Annotated in this window: 14 protein-coding genes; 2 read left to right on the plus strand and 12 right to left on the minus strand. The window is 42.9% G+C overall.

The genetic code is table 11. The features are described from left to right. Positions 1-29: 29 nt before the first annotated feature. Together NSS67_RS23965 and NSS67_RS23970 are read right to left on the minus strand one after the other, a co-directional pair. Entirely contained in the window at positions 30-4,127 is a 4,098-nt protein-coding gene (locus tag NSS67_RS23965; RefSeq protein ID WP_339316131.1) for a choice-of-anchor I family protein, read from the minus strand. A gap of 92 nt (positions 4,128-4,219) precedes the next feature. Then, a complete protein-coding gene (locus tag NSS67_RS23970; protein WP_339316132.1) occupies positions 4,220-4,684 on the minus strand; it encodes a DUF2798 domain-containing protein in 465 nt (154 codons plus the stop codon). A 132-nt stretch (positions 4,685-4,816) separates the two neighbouring features. Here NSS67_RS23970 and NSS67_RS23975 point away from each other — a divergent pair, with 132 nt between their 5' ends. Continuing rightward, complete coding sequence (locus NSS67_RS23975) at positions 4,817-5,233, plus strand: helix-turn-helix domain-containing protein (RefSeq protein ID WP_339316133.1); 417 nt, start codon at positions 4,817-4,819, stop codon at positions 5,231-5,233. 220 nt (positions 5,234-5,453) lie between these two features. On the opposite strand, the gene NSS67_RS23980 is transcribed toward NSS67_RS23975, so the two are convergent. Together NSS67_RS23980 and NSS67_RS23985 are read right to left on the minus strand one after the other, a co-directional pair. After that, positions 5,454-6,497, minus strand: coding sequence for a YeiH family protein (locus NSS67_RS23980; protein ID WP_339316134.1), 1,044 nt, complete (start codon positions 6,495-6,497; stop codon positions 5,454-5,456). Between the two features lie 455 nt (positions 6,498-6,952). Continuing rightward, complete coding sequence (locus tag NSS67_RS23985) at positions 6,953-8,857, minus strand: ATP-dependent DNA helicase (protein ID WP_339320686.1); 1,905 nt, start codon at positions 8,855-8,857, stop codon at positions 6,953-6,955. Between the two features lie 327 nt (positions 8,858-9,184). Between NSS67_RS23985 and NSS67_RS23990 the strand changes: the two genes are divergently transcribed. Then, the gene (locus NSS67_RS23990) at positions 9,185-9,808 is read left to right on the plus strand and encodes a DUF1643 domain-containing protein (protein ID WP_339316135.1); all 624 of its coding nucleotides are present in this window, start codon (positions 9,185-9,187) and stop codon (positions 9,806-9,808) included. 148 nt (positions 9,809-9,956) lie between these two features. On the opposite strand, the gene NSS67_RS23995 is transcribed toward NSS67_RS23990, so the two are convergent. From NSS67_RS23995 to NSS67_RS24030, 8 genes are all read right to left on the minus strand, one after another. After that, a complete protein-coding gene (locus NSS67_RS23995) occupies positions 9,957-10,970 on the minus strand; it encodes a pectinesterase family protein (protein ID WP_339316136.1) in 1,014 nt (337 codons plus the stop codon). Continuing rightward, positions 10,940-11,830, minus strand: a complete 891-nt coding sequence (locus tag NSS67_RS24000) for a prolyl oligopeptidase family serine peptidase (protein WP_339316137.1) — start codon at positions 11,828-11,830, stop codon at positions 10,940-10,942. Before NSS67_RS24000 ends, NSS67_RS23995 begins: the two co-directional genes overlap by 31 nt. Before the next feature lie 11 nt (positions 11,831-11,841). Then, positions 11,842-13,203 (minus strand): glycoside hydrolase family 28 protein, encoded by a 1,362-nt coding sequence (locus NSS67_RS24005; RefSeq protein WP_339316138.1) that lies wholly within the window; start codon positions 13,201-13,203, stop codon positions 11,842-11,844. A gap of 22 nt (positions 13,204-13,225) precedes the next feature. Beyond that, on the minus strand, positions 13,226-14,347 hold the full coding sequence (locus NSS67_RS24010) for a glycoside hydrolase family 88 protein (protein WP_339316140.1): 1,122 nt from the start codon (positions 14,345-14,347) through the stop codon (positions 13,226-13,228). A gap of 330 nt (positions 14,348-14,677) precedes the next feature. After that, entirely contained in the window at positions 14,678-15,781 is a 1,104-nt protein-coding gene (locus tag NSS67_RS24015) for a glycoside hydrolase family 88 protein (RefSeq protein ID WP_339316141.1), read from the minus strand. A 40-nt stretch (positions 15,782-15,821) separates the two neighbouring features. Then, positions 15,822-16,697 (minus strand): carbohydrate ABC transporter permease, encoded by an 876-nt coding sequence (locus NSS67_RS24020; RefSeq protein ID WP_339316142.1) that lies wholly within the window; start codon positions 16,695-16,697, stop codon positions 15,822-15,824. 21 nt (positions 16,698-16,718) lie between these two features. Beyond that, a complete protein-coding gene (locus NSS67_RS24025) occupies positions 16,719-17,693 on the minus strand; it encodes a sugar ABC transporter permease (protein WP_339316144.1) in 975 nt (324 codons plus the stop codon). A gap of 133 nt (positions 17,694-17,826) precedes the next feature. Further along, complete coding sequence (locus NSS67_RS24030; protein WP_339316146.1) at positions 17,827-19,386, minus strand: extracellular solute-binding protein; 1,560 nt, start codon at positions 19,384-19,386, stop codon at positions 17,827-17,829. Between the last annotated feature and the right edge of the window lie 55 nt (positions 19,387-19,441).

Genomic DNA, 19,441 nt, shown 5'->3' on the forward strand with positions numbered 1-19,441 from the left:
GTATTATCATCAAGAAATCTGATGATAGCTTATGATTGACTGAGCTTTAACAGTTTCGCTAGCATTTGAGCTATTTCTTCACGAGTCGCTTTTTCTTTTGGAGCAAAATTAAGCGCCGAACTACCTGCAGCGGGCTTTCCTGAAATAATTCCTGCCTGCTGAGCAGCTGTGGCTGCTTCCAGAGCATAAGAGCTTATCAACTTCTGATCCGCAAAAGCTGAACCGTCGCCACTTACAGGCAATGTCCAGTTCATAGCTTTTGCTAATCGTACGATCATAACAGAAAGCTGCTCGCGAGTTACATTTGCCCGAGGATCAAATTGTCCTTCACTCACACCGGTAACAATTCCCTCGCGATTAGCCCAAGCTACCGCTGCCGCATAATAATCGTCAGCTTTAACATCTGTAAAGTTTCCTGCTCCTTCTGCGCTAAGATCAGCACCAGCCAAGCGAGCTAAGAGCAAGGTAACATCTGCTCTGGTTAGTTGACTCTTAGATCCGAATTTACCTTCACCGATGCCAGTGATTACATCACGAGCGGCCAAATAAGTAATAGAATCCTTAGCAAAGCTGCTTCCAATATCAGAGAAGCTCACTTTGTTGTACCCTACTGCATACGTGGAGAATTGGGAAGTTCGGAAAATCAATTGTCCCGTTGCTGCGTTATAACTGCTGCCTGCCAGTACAACCGCTTGACCCGCATTCGTCAAATCATAAGCTACGACTGCGTTAGCATCCTCATTTGCTGCTAGTGTATAAGGCACTGTTATTGTCGCAAAACCAGCACCTAGATTAGAAATAGGCTGGCTTCCTGCGACAATCCCTAGACTTAAGACTGGTCGGCTGCCAATCACAGCCTGAGCTTTGCCTTTCCCATCAGTGTCTGCACTACTAATGGACAGTTTAATGTCCTCACCCTTTGCTGCTGTGTTCACAGCTGAGAGTGCATTACGATCCAACGTTATCGTACCGATTCCTGCTTCGAACACTACCGACTTTGCAGCACTACCTGCAAGTGCCGTAAAAGTATTCGATGGGATGTTCAATGTAACTCCACCCGCAGCCGTATCTACCTTAGCGCGGAATACCAACTGACCGTTGGCATTATTCGCCAGAGACTTAAGTGCCTCAGTAACCATATCCGAAGTTATGGAAGCCACTAACTTGCCTTCTGCATCCTTAGAAGCCTTAATCTCTACAATAATCTTATTACCTTCTGTGGTTACAGCTGGTGTTGTTACCTCTTTAACTGGATCTTTAGGCGTTACCGTAGTACCTGGCCCCGGATTTGTAGTGACCGGATCAGCCGCAGCTACCGTTACCGTCGATTCAGCTACACCATAGCCATCTGCGCTGAATGCAGAGATAACCGCCGTTCCTTTTGTCAAAGGGTTTACCTTACCGTTGCTATCAACGGAAGCAACACTCGGATTCGAAGAACTCCAAGTCACCGCATTCGATCCACCTTCAGCAGGAGCAACGCTAGCCTCAAGCATTGCCGAAGCTTCACCAACCTTCAATGACAGAGAAGTCTGGTTCAGTGTAATCTTCGTTACATTCAACTGATAGATAGCCACAGTACCACCAACTTCATTCGCAACGAGAACTAAAGGAAGTCCTGTCGGGCTTGACGTCGCCGGGATAAATTCGATTCCTTCTGGAGCAGTGTCCGTCTCCAGGGTGTTCGCAGATGTAAAATCACGTGTATTGATATAGTTCACAAAACTCGGCTCCAGTGGATTCGTCACTTCATAAGTCATTAGACCGCCGATTCGCTCAAGACCAATGAAGGCCAGCGCCTTTTGTCCAACCTTACCTACCTTGACATACTCAGGTTCAGGTCCCTTTTTCGTACTGCGGTTATCCATAGTCGTGTTACTATTGCTTGCATTGAAATATTCTGGCAAACGTTCACCGGTAATCTTTTCAAAGTCGCTTCCACTATCGTAAACCTGGTTCATAGAATCTGCTTCCCAAATGGAAAACGAACGGCCACCGTATAAGTAAATCCCATCATTGCCCATGTCAGACATTACTTCTACGCTATCGTATTTATCTTTATTTTCATTCAGAAATTTTGCCGCATCTGATTCCGGGTTTAGCGAGCCCTTCATTTTTTTGACCGTGCTCACGTTCACTTTACTATCCCATTCCGTTGCGTCACCTTCGTTGGCCGTGAACAGATAAGTCTTGCCTCCGACCGTGTACTGATCTATACCATCAGGCATAAACGTACCGAAGAATGGAACATTTTCTAAATTCACTTTATTATCTTTTACCAGGTCCAGAGCATTTTTTGGAAGACTCACACTCAAATCCTTGAAGCCTAATCCTTTGACCCAAAGAACCTTCTTGGAGGCAATATCGATGGCGGCAATCGCATTATTTTCTTGTAGTGCTACATAGGCAATGGTCTGGTCATCAGAGAGCACCACAAATTCCGGCTCCAGATCACGTACCACATCCTTCTTTTCTCCTTTGCCCGTAATCTGTTTGTTTATCGGATCAGCTGCTCCACGAATATGGACAAGATCGTCAATTACATCGGGATTATCGAACTTAACCTGAATCGAAGTGTTCTTAAGCGTATCAATGATCGTTACACTACCTTCAGGATCGCCTGCTGTAGTGCGTGGTTCCGCTTCGTCGGCTGTCAAAATGTAACGGCCATCATCGGTATACTTCACCATGTCCGGTTGAACTCCCGATTCATATGAAGCTAACAATTTTCCATCATAGTCAAGTACAAGAACTTTACCATTCTTCATGGCGTCTTCTTCTTGAATGGCTACGGCGATCCGCTTAGTAGTTGTATTGATATCTACACTCGTTAGGTCACCGTATGTAAATCCATCCACTTCAGATAGCTGCTCTACGTTAATACTATATTCTTTTTGCGGATTAGAAGGGTTCTTGAGATTCACAATATCGACTGTGGCAGGATGAGATGAACCATTAACGAGATAGAACTTGCCATTATCGCGGTTAAATATCACGATCTCCGCCACGCCGCCATCTTTGTTGGTCACTCCTACAGAATAACCACCGATCTTAGTTACGCTAAGCAGATCCGGAGTTACCGGACCTCCAGCTTCCGCCACATTTAGAGAGAGTACAGCTTCAGTCTTCATGCGAGGCGTCGAGCTATCATACACGGCGATACTGACGGTAGCCGCTCCTACTTTCGAAGGCGTTCCGCTAATATTCCCGGATGTAGCATCTATCGATAATCCGTCCGGTAGACCAGCAGCTTCATAAGAATAAGGCTGTACACCCCCATAAACAGATAATGTCACCGAATAAGGAGATCCAGCTTTTGCCTCTGAAAGACTCTTGGTCGAGATGCCTAGTTCAGACACTTTCACACTCCATTGTCCATCTGCACTGTTATGTGGCTTAGCCAATGCCAGAGTTGAAGCATCAAGGGAATCAAAGCTAATTTGTTTGAAATCTACTTTGTTGTTGTCTGTATCCACAAAATCAACACGACGAACGGACTTTTTCTTGGAGGTACCTCCGGTATCGCCAGTCGGGTAATCCACTTCATATCCATCAATCGTTGCATTTTTATTGTTAGACGCTGTACCAATCATGTCCACGTAGCTGCTTGGTTTCGTTTGAAATGGATTCACAACCTGCAACAATTCTGTACTACTTAGCAGTACAACCTTCATGCCACTATTATTAAAATACATCCCCGGCCAAGACTGATCACCTTTAGTACTGATATCGTTTTTGTGATCCTGGTTATTGGCATCATCGGTAATGAGATAAGAGGAATGAGCCTTAATCGTTCCGTTCAAATCCAGCTTACTCCATTGTCCAGCGAGCTTAGGATCCGAATATTGTACAGACCACCCCGCCAGACTCACATCTGAATCCGTCGGATTATATAGCTCAACGTAACCTTTCGAGAAATATCCACCTGATGCATCGGCAGTATTTCCCCCACCGTACACTTGATTAACAACAATATGGGGAATGCTAACATCGTATTTACCGTCCGCAGTATAAGGTGTACCTGATTGAACGGATGCTGCCACTGCTGGACCTGCCATCCAAGCGGAGCCTAACAATATCTCAGCTGTAAGCATAAGGGATACAATTGCTTTACCTGTGGGTTTCAAGTAGATTTTCACTCCTATTAATAGTTTCTATCAATATAGAGTAATAGTATTATCAAACCTGTAGATTTACGTAATGGTGATGTAAACATTCTCTATGCAGTAACAGCTGGCGTAATCTTTACAAATATAAATCGTGTGAGCGGCCCAACTAGAATAATTTGCAACGGAAGTGCAACAATGAAATTCTTACCTACGGCAGACAGATAAGCCATCGGTAATTCTGAGGAGAATCCGACATGTAGAACTGCGCCATAGAAGGACATAAACAGTACCATTCCAGTTACCATAAAAAAGGATATGAACATGATTCTTTTAATCATCGGATCATTCTCTTTAACTAGCTTATGCGCGATTCCCTTCGCAACCTTACCAACAACAAATATATCTAGAATGAATGCGACTATAAATGCCGGTAAGTAACCGATGATCACATCAGTAATTACAGATCCTGACCACCCCTCCATCAGCACTACATTGTAAATACTCATTCCAAGTACCATCAATGCACACATGATGAACGTAAATAATAATGCTTCTTTTTTGTTTCTTCCCATCATCAAGCTCCTTTTATCTGTATATTGTCAACTTGGATTACAATAACACAGCGTTTTAAATTAAGTCAACCAAGTTGACAATAAACACAAATGACTTATACTTGGATTAATGAGCGATGATTTAGGAGTGTTCACATGGACAACCATCTGCAAGAAATGAATCTAATTGATTTACTTAGTGAGAAGCATCTAGTCTTACGTAAAATAGTGACCGACCAAGATCCTGATCAAATCAACAAAACTGAATCTCATATCCTAGCCGTTCTTGAAGCACATCAAATGCTCTCGATCTCGGAAATCAGTAGAATTATTAATATTTCTAGGCAGGGTACACATAAAAGCATTCAAGGACTGTTATCCCGTGACTATGTAGAGGCGGTTGAAGTTGAAGGAAATCAGCGTGACAAAAATATCATCCTTACCCAGAAGGGGATCGAATGCAATCAAAGAATGATGATCACCAAAATCGAATTAGAGCAGAGAATTGCTGACAAGCTTGGGGCAGCTAACGTAGAGCTTCTCAAAGCTTTGTTAAAAGAAGAATGGCTGTAGCCCACAGCAAAAAAAGACGCAGAGTTCTCCACCCTGCGTCTTTAAAAAGATTCAATTATTTTCCGGGAAATGGTCACTTAGATTTCTCTAATGCAATGCTAGCTTCGCTCTCCCCGCCAAGTCGAAACGTCATCATTTTCACAAATGTAATTATTCATCAATAATGAAATCTATCAGGCCACAATTGATAAAGAGGAGGAATGCGAATACATGCTTATAATCATGCCAATGCTAACAAGTGAACTAACATAAATCCAAGTAATGATAATAAGACCGAACCTATCAGCCCCGCTGCAAAAGACTTCATCCCGAGCCGTCTAAATGCCGCCAAATCTACGTTTAAGCCAAGACCAGCCATAGCCATAGCGATTAACATATAAGCCATCGTAACAATTCCATTTGCCACTGATGCGGATACGATCCCTAAGGAATTCACACCACTGACAAGTAGAAATCCTAATATAAACCAAGGGATCGGAATGCTTTTCCACGATGTTTTGGACTGTCCGCCCTGCGCTTTTCTTTCTGCGCGATTCGTCCAAATCCCAATTAAGATAGCGACAGGAACGAGCAAGGCAACCCGAGTCAATTTAACGATTACCGCCATATCCACCGCTGCATTCCCTCCTGCATCAGCAGCCGCGATGACGTGAGCAATTTCGTGTAAAGTCGCTCCCGAGAATACCCCGTAACCAAGATCCGATAAGCCCAGAAAAGGATACAGAAAAGTGTAAAGCAGCGTGAATATTGTACCTAAAATAGCTACTATTGCAGCACCAATGGCCGTTTCGTCATCTTTGGCTTTGATTTGTGGAGCAATCGCCACCACTGCCGCCGCACCGCAAATCGCTGTTCCGCAGGCGGTTAAGATGCTGAGTCTCTTATCAACTTTGAACAGTCGAGCAAGTCCGTATACAACAGAGATCGTAAATACGATCACGATAACAGCCATTAGAAATACCCGCGGACCTGCAGCAACGATATCCATTAGATTAAGCCGCATACCAAGTAGGATAATCCCCAGACGAAGCAGCTTTTTGCTGGAAAAATCAGTCCCTTGAGTGAGTGTGCACGGCACCCCGACGGTTGCCCGCCAAATAATTCCGATTAAGATGGCAATGACCAATTGGCCCATAATAGAGAGAAATGGAAAGCCTGCTAAATATTTTGCAACTAATGCAATGATTAAGGTTAATCCAATACCAAGTGCAAAACCAACTTGTTTCTTACTGTTCGATTGGTACAATCGCTGTGATTCCCCCATGTTGCATACACCCCTTGTTTAAATCTCTAGTTGATGGAAGTATGTACCCCCATGACTCAACAATAATACGCCATGGCTCGAAAGTTAAATACCAATATACTATCCGTAAGATTAGTAATCCTTATGCTTGAATTTGTACACACAAAAATTAATGAGCTCCAATCCATGTACGAATCAGAATTCCTGCAAAAGTGCAGCTATCAATGCATAATTCATCTTTATATAGTCGAAAACTGCGAATATACAGGTATTCCCATGCATTCAGTTTAAAAAGTGTTTCTGAAGCAAGAATACCTGCAGATTCGCAGGAATGAGTCAGTTAGCGATATTTATCTCATACAAAAATGTATTTTTGCAGGTATATCCTCACAATCACGAAAAAAAGCTCTTCAAGTGAAAAGGAACTGCCAGAGCAGCCACTTCACTGAAAGAGCGATTGTGTTTCTAAATTAACTTTAAACTTCAAGTTTCTGTAGCTTAGTACCCTTCGGTAGTACAGAAGTTATATATTCATGAACTGGATGTTCTCCTTCTGCTTCCGCAAGTACGGTCACAATTCCTTCGTCCGTACCGGTTCTGATCAGGCGCCCCATCCCTTGTTTAAGTCTTAGCAGCATGTAAGGCAAATCCACATCTTCAAAAGGAGTGGATGTTTCCGCCCGTTTCGCCATAAATACTGGGTCAAGCGGAGGATAAGGCAGCGACCAAATGATCACATTAGATAGTGAGGGTCCTGGTATATCTAGTCCTTCCCATAGCGTCACCGCACAAAGCACACTATGCTCATCCCGTTGGAAAGCCGAGATCAAATAGCTGATCTCTTGGTCTCCTTCATAGAGGAAAGAATAGCTGCTGGATTCTGCTCTCAGCGAGTTGAGCTGCTTGAACTGCAGGAGCTCCTCACGAGTACGGAACAGCAGCAGGGCTCTTCCTTCCGTCTGCTGGATCAGCTTCATGGAGATCTCCATTTTTTCAGCAAAATCACCCCTCCGAAGCTCTGGCACATAGACGTTCATCTGGTGCTCGTAATCATAAGGTGAGTCTACAGAGAAAGACAGAAAGTCGTGTATCCCAAGACTATCCTTCAAGTACTGGAATGATTTATCCACGGACAATGTAGCCGAAGAGAATACGATTGGTATTTTTTGCGTGAACAAGCTGTCTTGGAGCACTTCTTTAACATTTCGCGGCATAACGGACAGCGTTAGACCATCACTATCTTCCGTCGCCCAGCAGATCAGTGCACCAGAATCCTCAAACAATCGCAGAGCGATCTCTATAGTCTCCAACCGTTCTTCCACAATTCGCAATTGATATTCGTCAATCGTATAGAGTCCACTTTCGAATACTAGCTCTTCCTCAATAGCGGCGATTACACTACGCATACGGTGTACCTCTCGGATTAGCGGTGCATTCAGCTCAATGCTTTTTCGATCGGATCCAGGGATACTACGGCATTGACGACGAATGTATTTAAACATCTGCTCACTTTGCATAATCGCTTCATCGATAAGTACAGCGAGCGACTCTCGAATCTCATTCTGTAGAAGGCGAGAGATCAGTTCTTCAAAGACGACATGCTTCATTTTATATCCGAGCGCCTTCATGGCAGCAGATTCTAGCAAATGTCCTTCGTCAAAAACAACTGCACAATGCTCAGGAAGCAGAGGAATTTGACCCTCACGCTTACGCGCTTCATAAGTCCAAATATGCTCCATATAATAATCATGAGAACAAATGATCAGGTCACTAGACTTCCGATAATGCTCACGAGACAACGTCTGCCCACAGCGATGACGCATATCGCAAGTAAAACAATCCTGAAACGTATCCCAGTTAATCTTATTCCATTGTTCGTCATTCAAATCTGGATAATCCCTACGGTCTCCATAGGCATGGAACTGCTGCATCGGAGCATGTGAGTGTACAAAATCAGGCAAAGTACCATATAAACTCTCAAGCGGCAAGCTCCCATCATCATTGTTGCGAGCATGATCCAGCTTCTTCAGACACATATATTTATCAGGCGATTTCGCTAGTCTGGCATCAATATTCATATTCAGATGCTTCGCAAGCTTGGCAATATCACCCTCTGGCTTTACAAGCTGCTCGATCAACGACTCGTCCGCACAAGCAATTATCGCAGGTTTGCCCCTATAACGCGCATAACAAATGCTATACAACAAATACACTAAAGTCTTACCCGTTCCGACCCCTGCCTCAGCAAAAATCGTCTTTTTTTCAGCAAAAGCTCGCTCCACCTGAAAAGCCATGTAGATCTGTTCATCACGAACTTCAAATCCTGCTTCAGGAAGAATTTCATAGAATACATCTCCGACCCATTCCCCCACTTGCTCCATAAAAGGTCTAGTCCGATCATATTCAAAAGGATACTGTGTCGCCAACAAGCCTACCTCCAATATTTAATCAGGCATATCTCGTATACCATGAAAAAAGAATCAACGGAAAAACTTTATTATCTCATAAGATTGGAATAATTACAAAGTAGTTCTTTCGGAAAAAAACTTCTGCAATAAGAAAAATACTCGAAGCGCACATTCACGGGTGTCTATAAGCACTCAGTATGCATGGTCTTCCAAGTATCTTCATAGAGATAACTATAAGTGAATCGAAGAATTGAATTCCATACTGTACTCGAAAAGGTCCGTTGAAGGAGGAAATTAAATTTGTGGTTTGAGCAGCTAGCTAGTAGTAAACAATTATCCTTTCAAATTGGTACATTTGCCGGTATTACAGGGAAGGCAGTATTCGATATAAATGGCACACGACGTTATTTTTTAGAAAAGAGATGGGCACAAGGAGGAGATATTCTTACCGCCGTTATGATGAATCCTAGTAATGCAGCACATAATCAAACGGATGAGACAGTAGAGCAGTTAATCGATGTTGCAAAGGTTCAATGTTGTAATGCCTTATACGTTGTGAATATTTCTAGTTTTATTGATGGTTCAAGTAGCAATTTAAATAACGCGAAATTTACTTATGAAGATATTAATTGGGCTTTTGTTTCTGGAGCCATTTCAGAGGCAAATATCGTTTTTCTCGGATGGGGAATGAAGGGACAATTAGGTATGCTTAAACAGCAAAAAAGCAATTCCAATGTAGTAAATGCATTTAAAGAAAGAAGAATATTTTGCTATGAAGTGTTGAAATCAAATGATAAAAGGTATGCAAAGCGTCCGGTATATTATGTTCCTCACCCACGACCACTGTATGATAAAAAAAAATATAGTTATGTACCTATACGGGAAATAAATGAGCATGAAGTCAAGCAGATATTTATTAGATGAGGATTTAATGCCAATTACATCTAGCATGGTGCCAAGTTTAAACTAAGAGGAATACGTTAGCATACATAAAAGCGGCAGTTTAGGACCTTTACTCCCGTCCAGGACTGCCGCTTTTTTACTTATACGATTTGTCTAATTCACCTGACCCCTACCTCCAAAAATCCGTTCCAGCAAAAACATGTTCTTTTTCCAGCGCCTCTTCCCCATTTTCCAAGCAATCTACCCAGGGAACACGTTGCTTACGCACCACAGAGGCATCCTTCACACCATATTCCTGATAACAAACGGTTTGCTCATTGGCGGCGTTATTCCAGTCGTCCCAGCCCAAAGGATGAATATGCGTGCCCATCTCGCAACCCACGAATGCTGTCTTTGCGAACTCACGCCAAGGGCGTCCTAGAAACACTGGAGCAATATCAGGGACGGCTGTTAAGAAGCAATTTTTAAAAATATAACCATGTGGCTGTCCCTCGGGCGTGGAAGCTGCTGTTACATAACCTGTTTGATTCTCATTATGACGTATACTTCTGATTTCACACCGATCAAAATAAGCCGTTGCACCGCCAAAAATAAAATCGACCGTTCCTTCTATATAGCAATGCTGATACAACTGGCGATAATGGGTATGATGTTCTCTCAGCGGAATACCTCCGAATGCCCCTCGTTCTCTTGGCGCAGGCGGTAAAGGCCCAGTGAACAACGTGTCCTGATGCCCTTTAAAGGTGCAAGTTCTGAACACAGTTTGGTCGCAATGGGCATAGACAGCTACCGCTTGACCTATATGGTCTCCCTGCCCTGCACTATTCGTAATAATAAGGTTCTCCAAAACGAGATGGCTACCTCCCAGAAATAACGTTGGTGTAGCAAACGTATTGATTTCTTCGCCAGAATCATCAAGCTCTTTCGCATAACGATTCATGGTTATTTCCACGGTGCCCATTCCTATGATCGTTAGATAAGAACGATAAATCCTAATAGTCTCATTATAGACACCTGACAAAATATACAGCGTATCCGCATGGCTAGATGGCTCACGTTCTAGCGAATCTATTGCCTCTTGGATGGTGTGATAATCACAAAAAGATTCTTTGCCTACTACAAGCATCGTGGTTCTGTTCCCTTCTATGAATTTTAGAGATGCTTCGTCAAAAATTGCTGCCATAAGGTCCGCATTTCCAAGGTCTCCATATGCCCGCCACTGGCAATGATAGGTTGCCAATGTTCTGATTTCCCTGCCGTTTGGTAAGCTTCGGACAGCCCCTTATCCAAGAGTTCTACTCCTTCAATGGGACATAGCCGATCGTTTCTGCCTACTAGGCTCATTCGCGGGCGAGGAACGATCCTCTTTTGTACATCGAGCGTTGTAAAATGCTTTAATAACCCCGGCACATAAGAATAGTAACCATGATGATCTAGTCCTCTTACAGCAATTAAGGTATGCGCATCTACTTGACCACAGATGTCTACGATCACCCCGACCCGTTCATCTAATGCAGCCATCCACCATGCCATCAAACCACCCATGGACATGCCGATTGTTGCGATGTGAGACGCGTCAACATCCTTACGCTGGCACATGTAATCTAGCATTCGAATATTGTCATACAGCATCATGCCCCACATGACTTGCCCCTGCCATAGCATTTCCTTGACTAGCTCACTTTCGGTTTTGCCGCCACGCTCATTAAAGCCCCACATATCGATACAGCATGCAGCATACCCCATCTCCGTTAGGGCTTTAGCAAAAGAGGGCTGTTGCAAATATGAACTACTCCGAACAAACTCATTCCGTCCATTCGCATAATTCCCTCCATGAGAATGATTAAAGACAACCAGCGGAAACGGCCCTTCTCTATCCAAAGGAATGGCTACATAAGCAGGCACCCATTCAATTCCATTGAGATCAAGCATCAGGGATTCGAGGCGATAGCCGTCCCGCTCTTCTTGCTTCATTACAGTTACCGTAATCGGCTTATCCGTCGGAAGATCCCCTAACAATTCCTTCAGTTTAACAGACTCCATGCTGCTCTCCCCTACGTATACACATTCTGTTCTGAAGGTGAGACTGTAACTTGTTCTACTAGCTGTTCTGGCTTGCTCGTATTCTTCGATCGACAATTCATGATCTCTATGGCTTCGCCATTTTCAATGTAAAATGCAGGCCCTTCATGATTCTCAATCGTCACTTGCTGAAATTGAACATCCCTCGCATTGCCTAGGAAAAATCCGCGATTGTTCATGTTTTCGATTCCTGTCATCATGTCTGGATGCCCGGGAGTCGCATTGCTCGCCATGGAGATATCAACATTTGTAAAAGTAATCTCTGATACATACTGCTCCGCAAGTCCGTATAAGAAACCCGCGGCAGCATGCACATTACGTGCGGTGATATTTGCAAAATGGATTCTTCTAAAACACGGCGTTTCATCTGTAATCGGATAAGGATTTTTGTCCCACACATACTTCTCTTTCCCACGTGGTCCACAGAAATAGTATAGATTTAGTGTAAACGGACAAATGACGTCTTCCATAACAATATTACTGATCCGAATATCTTCAATCGTACCTCCGCGTCCACGTCTTGATTTCATACGTATGCCACGATCGGTTTGTTTAAAGACACAGTTGCTGATGGTTACATTACGAATATCACCGCTCATTTCACTACCAAGCACAACTCCCCCATGACCATGAACCATGGTGCAGTTCGTAATCGTGATATTCTCGCAGGGAATGCGCTCTTTCGTATCTTCAGTTCCCGCTTTGATAGCAATACAGTCATCGCCCACATCGATATTACAGTTGCTAATCCGAACATTCGTACAAGACTCAGGATTAATACCATCTGTATTCGGAGAATCAGCCGGGTTCAGAATAGACAGATTATCGATCGTAACATTGTAGCAATTGACTGGATTAACGGTCCAACTTGGAGAATTCAGCAACGTAACATCCTTAATGGTTACCCGCTGGCAGCTATCAAAACCAATCAAAGTCGGTCGGGGATACTGAAGCTCTTCGCGTCGTTTCCGAAATACATCCCACCATGCTTTACCATTACCATTAATAGTTCCGCTTCCGGTAATCGATATATTAACTAAACCTTTACCATGAATACAAGGAGTATGAACCTGCTGCTTCACCCCTTCCCATCTACATTCCACCGCAGGGTAATCTTCTGGATTTGTGCTAAAGGAAAGGATTGCGCCAGGGCTTAGATTCAATTCTATATTGCTGCTCATAACAATCGCACCGGTAAAGTAAGTACCCGCTGGCACATAAACGGTTCCTCCACCTGCTTCACTTGCCGCTTCAATCGCACGCGCAATCGCTTCTGTCGCTATCTTCCCGCTATTCTTAAGCGCTCCAAAATCCTCAATATTATATACGGACATTCTATAGCACTCCTATTCTATATCAGATCCAGCCTCTTAATTGTTCGTACTCCACACAAGCTTGCAAGAAAGCACCGATACCCTTTTGGTCGTTAGTTACAATAGGCTCGCTAATGTAATAAGCGAAAGTACCGTCGCGTTGATCTGCTCCACCTAAGCCTGCTACTTGGCAATTTTTATTTAGATTGACCCAGCCTTCTTTGGTCTCAAGAACAAACTCTGAGATAAGTCCTTGATAGGCTGAATCTAGCGTTCCATACCAACTAGCCTCTAATACGCCTAGACGAATGCCCTTAGCCATAGCATATACAATCATGCTGGAAGCAGAAGCCTCGAGATAATTCCCTTTGCGTTCCCCCAGGTTCACCACTTGATACCAGACTCCGGATTCAGCATCCTGATATTTTTTCACGGCAGTTAATGTATCGTTCAGGATACGCACCAATTCGGGATAATCCGAATGCTCACTCGGCAATAATTCTAGAACATCTACTAATGCCATAAGATACCAGCCAAGTGAACGCGCCCAGAAGTTTGGAGAGAGTCCTGTCTCGGGGTCACACCATGGTTGAACACGCTGTTCATCCCAAGCATGATATAGCAGTCCCGTTTCCGAGTCTTTTGTGTGCTTCTCACTCAAGATGAATTGTTTCGTCACATCTTCAAGCCCCACCCCTTCCTCAAAGGCTAGCAAGTAGGCTAAATAGAATGGCGCACCCATATAAAGACCATCTAACCAAATTTGATAAGGATAAATATTTTTATGCCAAAAAGCACCTTCCGAGGTTCGCGGATGTGTTTCTAGCTGCTTTCTTAATAAGGTAGACGCTTGTTTATATTTTTCCTGCTTGGTTTCTTTATATAGCGTAAATAATAATTTCCCGTTGTTAATGTGATCGATATTGTACTCCTCTAGGTGGTAGCCCTTAACGCTGCCATCTTCCTGGATAAAGTAGTCCATATGATCTTGAATGAATTGCAGATACTTTGAATCACCCGTTTGCTTCCAAAGCCATTCAAATCCATTCAATACCACGCCATAATCATAGGTCCAGCCTCCGTTATAGCCTTTATCCTCATAGAGCTTTGGTGTCCGCGTCATGATAGAATCCGCCGTATGAATTGCCCAATGTGATCTCTTCATCCCAACCCCCAAATTATCATTAAATTTAAGAACTCAATAGCAAAAATTAGCGGTAGATCGTTTGTGAAGAAGCCGCTACGGGTTCGGAGGGTTCTTACGATCGCTGTTAAAGCCCGATTTCTGATTATAAAAAAGATTATCGGTTGAAATAGGGCTTTAAAGGCGACCACTGGCGTTTCTCCAGAATCCCTCCACCCCTCCGCTCTTTCACACGTCAACCTCTAATTTTTAGAATGAGTCCATTCATAAACTACCTTCTCCCACAAAATAATAGGACTTGATTCTCAGTCCCAGAGAATCAAGTCATTGTCTAGTATAGATGCGAACGTATCATCTTTGGATTAAGCTTTGCATCTCAACACAAGCCATCACCCATGCGCCCACACCATGTAAATCATTTTTAACTTTAGGTCTTGTCACATAACTCTCGTAATCTCCGGCTGAAGTACCAATACAAATGTCCGGTAGAACTAATCGATTATGCTCATCCCACTGAATGACTTTAGTTAATCCTTCATATCCTTGTTTGGCCGCGGCCGTAGCCTTAGCCTCGTCACTTACAATGCCATGCTTCACGGCTTTGGCAATCGTGTAGACGAATAAACATGACCCTGAGGTCTCCAGCCAATTATCCGGCTCATGCCCCTTATCCACGACCTGATACCAAAGTCCGCTCTCCGGATCTTGATAACGAATAAGGGCATCTACGAATTCACGCAAAGTAGAAGATAATCCTGTTCGCGCTGGATCATGGGTAGGCAATAAATCAAGAAATTGCGATAATGCGAGACCATACCACCCCAGCGATCTACTCCAGAATTCCGGTGAACAGCCTGTCTCCGGGTTCGACCATGGCATCCGGCGGCTCTCGTCCCAAGCATGATATAACAAGCCGGTTGTCTCATCCTTCATATGCTTGCGCATTAACATTTCCTGATGAAGGACCGTATCCCGCAAGCTTGGTTCATCATAGACATTGGCATATTTCAAGGAGAATACTCCTGCCATATAAAGTCCATCTAACCACATTTGGTTAGCATACTTATCCTTATGCCAATAACCACCCTCAGATGTTTTGTTTAACGTAAGCAGTAAATTTCTCAGCTTCTCAGCAGCTATGCGATACTTGAGTTTACCTGTCCGTTCATGAAGACAAAACAGTAATTGTCCTGCTTGAACGGCATCCAGCTCATCGCGAGCAAAATAAAAGTTACCGTAATCATCCACCAAACCATCCACGTATTCCTGAATATAGTTGATATAGCGGTCTTCTTGATAGACATTCCATAAAAGCTCCATGCCGCACAGAAACACACCTTGATGGTAATGCCAACGATGCGCTGGAGGAAGCTCTCCCGCTCTGTACGTATCCATTAAAGAATCGCAAGCCTTTTTTGCCCACTCTATTGGTGTTGTTGGTACCTTGACAGTCATCACCAAGCTCCTTCCAAAAAAATATTCTCTCTCCCTCTTATTAGCCTTTCATAGAACCCAACATTGCTCCTTTGGCAAAATGCTTTTGCAGGAACGGGTATACACAAACTATTGGTAAGGTAGCTACAACGATAACAGCCATTTTAATGGATTGATCTGGCGGTGGAACAGCAGCATCCAGTGTAGCGCTGTGATCCATACCGCTGGCAAGGACGACAATTTGTCTAAGCAGAACCTGTATTGGCCATTTCGCACTATCATTCAAATACAGGATCGCATTCATGTAGGTATTCCAATACGTAACCGCATAAAATAATCCGATCGTCGCTAACGCAGGTAAGGATAGTGGCAATACAATCCGAAATAATATTCCGAAGTCGTTACAACCATCAATTTTAGCTGATTCCTCCAGACCTTCAGGTATATTTTGGAAAAAATTTCTCAAAATGATCATGTTAAAGGCACTAATCGCTGATGGTAGAATAAGTGATGCATAGGTGTCAATTAGTCCTAATTCCTTCACCACGAGGAACGTTGGAATCATCCCACCATGAAAGAGCATGGTGAACACAACCATGAAGTTAACCACTTTACGTCCATCCAGATCTCTTCTGGTAAGAGCATAGGCCATCAAAGAAGTTATAAACAAACTGATAACAGAACCAATTGCCGTGACACCAATGGATACACCCATGGCTTTAAATATTGTATTCGTCGAAAAGATGAACTTGTACGCTTCCAGACTCCATACCTTTGGAATCAGTACAAATTTACTAGAAGCTAGTTCTGCACTCGTTGTGAAAGAGCCTGCTACAACGTGAACAAGGGGAAGCACAGTAATTAAAGCAATGATCGCAAGTATCGTAAAGTTTATAGCAGAAAAGATTCTACCACTGATTGTTTTATCTTCTACCATTTCGATTCCTCCCACAAGATATCAATAAACGCCTTCTTCTCCCATTTTCTTGGATAATTTATTCACCAATATAACCATTACAAAGCCGACAATTGATTTGAAGAATCCAATGGCTGTACTGTAACTAAACTGCCCCTGTCTCAGACCAGCAGTATAAACATACGTATCGATAATTTCCGCAACTTCTCGATTCATGGAGTTAAGTAGCAGATATACATGTTCAAATCCAAGATCAAGAACGGAACCAATTTTCAGAATAAATAAAGTAATAATTACGCCTCTAATCGCTGGAAGAGTGATATGCCACACTTGTCTAAGCCGTCCAGCTCCATCCATACGCGATGCTTCGTAAAGCCCTGGATCAATGGCAGCTATGGAAGCTAGATAAATAATCGTTCCCCAGCCTGCTTCTCTCCAAATTACCTGAATAATATACATGGGCCTGAACCATCCTGGATTCAGCAGGAAATTGATTGGTTCGAATCCAAAATAGACAAGCAGCTCGTTGATAATCCCTCCATCCATAGTGACCATTACATAAGAAATGGAGACGATGATAACCAACGACAAAAAATGGGGCAAATAGAAGATCGTCTGAAAGGTTCTTTTGAAAAAGGTGCCTTGAAGTTCATTTAACATCAGGGCAAGAATAATCGGCATCGGAAAATAAATAAGTATATTTAATCCAAAAAGGACAAGTGTGTTCACTAATATATTTAAAAAATCCGGCTCTGTGAACAACCTACTGAAATGTTTCATTCCTACCCAGTCACTGCCGGTGATCCCTTGATATGGTTTATAATCTTGAAATGAGATAATCAATCCGTACATTGGAAGATATTTGAAAATCAGAAAATACAGTACTCCCGGTGTTAGCATAACGTAGAGCCATTTATTTCTCCACAGCCGCTTTTTCAGTTCGCTGCTGCTTTTATAAATCTCAGGCTTAGGCTGCAATTGAGGAGCTGAGCTGGTCTGTGCGGTGACTTCCTGCATGATATTCTTCCTTTCTCCTTCTTTATTCAAACACGATATTTATGAACCCAGTGAGGAATAGAAAAGGTTGTTGAAACAAGATCAACAACCTCTTCAGCTACAATTTGTCGCTTAACTATTCCAGTTCGGGTTACTATTTTTTGTATAAAGCGTTGTATTCTTCAATAATCTTTTCTCCGCCACGGCTCTTCCAGTTCTCTACTTCCTTCTCGAATCCAGCTTTGTCGATCTGACCATAAATATATTTGTAGGTTGCATCTGTAATAATCTGTTGAAGCTCTACACCTTTTTCTGTATAGGTAGACGAATCCATAGCAGCTGTTGGATCTGCTACACCAACTTTGACATTCTCAAGAACCAATTGATCCGCATGAATTCTTCCTGGCAGCGTATTATAGTTCTCGTACATTCCATTGGTTTCAGCTTCGCCGATAACGCTGTCCTTATAACCCTTTACTTCACGTTCAATCAATTCTTTGTCATCTGTAGCTTTCGCTTTACCGTCCTCAACGGTATAGTGAGTACCTTCAATTCCCCAATACATCAAATTAGCTACTTCTGGGGTCATCATTTGATCAAAGAAAGTAAGAATCTTCTTGAGTTCTGCCTCATCCTTCACAGCAGATTTTGGGAACAAGACAACGTTGTTATAGCCTGGAATCATCCATTGAGCATATTTTCCATCTGGACTTGCAACCATACTATGTGCGTCCAAAACAGCGGCAGGGTTATTCTTAATAGTATCTTTATTGAGGGAATCAATATCTTGCATGGAGCCCCCAATATAGAGTCCACCCTTTCCAGCCTTAAACATATTTACAGCATCCGTTTTACTGGTGGCAGCGAAATCTTGATTAATGTATCCGCCATCACGAGCTTTTTTGAAGAAATCCATCGTGTCGAAATATTCATCGAAGGTAAATTCAGGTGCTAATTTACCATCCTTCTCTCCCCAGGTGTTCGGTGTTCCGAACCAAGACGAGACGGTTTTGAAAGCTCCATAGGTCAACTCATTACGGTCAATAATACCTGTAGTATCTTTCTTTCCATTACCATCTGGATCTTGTTCCGTGAAGGCCTTAGCCATTTCAAATAATTCATCTACATTAGCTGGTGCAGCAAGCCCTAATTTATCTGCCCAGTCTTTTCGGTAAATGATCCCTTGACGAGCAAGTGGACGCCCGATATATAGGGTATAAAGCTTGCCATCTACTTTCGTGTTATTCAGAATTTCTGGTTTCAATTTGCTCAAATTCGGAAATTCGCTTAATAGTGTACCGATTTCCCAGAATTGTCCGTCCTTTATCGCTTCTTTCATCTGAATGAAGGTTGTCTGATTCTTCAAATAGGTTACTTGCGGCAGTGAACCGGTAGCAAAAGATGAATTCAGTTTTTCCTCATAAGTATCAGCCGGAAAAAATTGATAAGTCAGCTTCGTGTTGGTCAATTTTTCAAGTTCATTCTTAATCGTATCCGGAGGAGTCTCTGATGTATTCAATGGAAGCATAATCTTGATTTCTGTCGGGCCTTCTACTTTCACTTCTTCTTTTGCTTTCTCTGTTTCTACCGGCTTCGTGGTGCTCTCACCACCTGCAGAACTTGCTTGATTGTTGTTATTACCACCGCATCCAGCTAATAATGTACTGAATGTTAATAGTGCCGTTAACAACATGGTGAAGGACTTCTTCTTCATAACATCTTGACCTCCATAATTTGTATTGGTTACGAGTTCCACGTTACATGTTCGG

The sequence above is a fragment of the Paenibacillus sp. FSL R10-2734 genome (assembly GCF_037963865.1).
Classification (GTDB): domain Bacteria; phylum Bacillota; class Bacilli; order Paenibacillales; family Paenibacillaceae; genus Paenibacillus_AQ.

Bases quoted from the DNA above. Each gene is read 5' to 3' on its own strand.
- NSS67_RS23970 (WP_339316132.1), bottom strand. From the start codon at position 4,684: ATGATGGGAAGAAACAAAAAAGAAGCATTATTATTTACGTTCATCATG.
- NSS67_RS23975 (WP_339316133.1), top strand. From the start codon at position 4,817: ATGGACAACCATCTGCAAGAAATGAATCTAATTGATTTACTTAGTGAG.
- NSS67_RS23980 (WP_339316134.1), bottom strand. From the start codon at position 6,497: ATGGGGGAATCACAGCGATTGTACCAATCGAACAGTAAGAAACAAGTT.
- NSS67_RS23985 (WP_339320686.1), bottom strand. From the start codon at position 8,857: ATGGAGCAAGTGGGGGAATGGGTCGGAGATGTATTCTATGAAATTCTT.
- NSS67_RS23995 (WP_339316136.1), bottom strand. From the start codon at position 10,970: ATGGCAGCAATTTTTGACGAAGCATCTCTAAAATTCATAGAAGGGAAC.
- NSS67_RS24000 (WP_339316137.1), bottom strand. From the start codon at position 11,830: ATGGAGTCTGTTAAACTGAAGGAATTGTTAGGGGATCTTCCGACGGAT.
- NSS67_RS24005 (WP_339316138.1), bottom strand. From the start codon at position 13,203: ATGTCCGTATATAATATTGAGGATTTTGGAGCGCTTAAGAATAGCGGG.
- NSS67_RS24010 (WP_339316140.1), bottom strand. From the start codon at position 14,347: ATGAAGAGATCACATTGGGCAATTCATACGGCGGATTCTATCATGACG.
- NSS67_RS24015 (WP_339316141.1), bottom strand. From the start codon at position 15,781: ATGACTGTCAAGGTACCAACAACACCAATAGAGTGGGCAAAAAAGGCT.
- NSS67_RS24020 (WP_339316142.1), bottom strand. From the start codon at position 16,697: ATGGTAGAAGATAAAACAATCAGTGGTAGAATCTTTTCTGCTATAAAC.
- NSS67_RS24025 (WP_339316144.1), bottom strand. From the start codon at position 17,693: ATGCAGGAAGTCACCGCACAGACCAGCTCAGCTCCTCAATTGCAGCCT.
- NSS67_RS24030 (WP_339316146.1), bottom strand. From the start codon at position 19,386: ATGAAGAAGAAGTCCTTCACCATGTTGTTAACGGCACTATTAACATTC.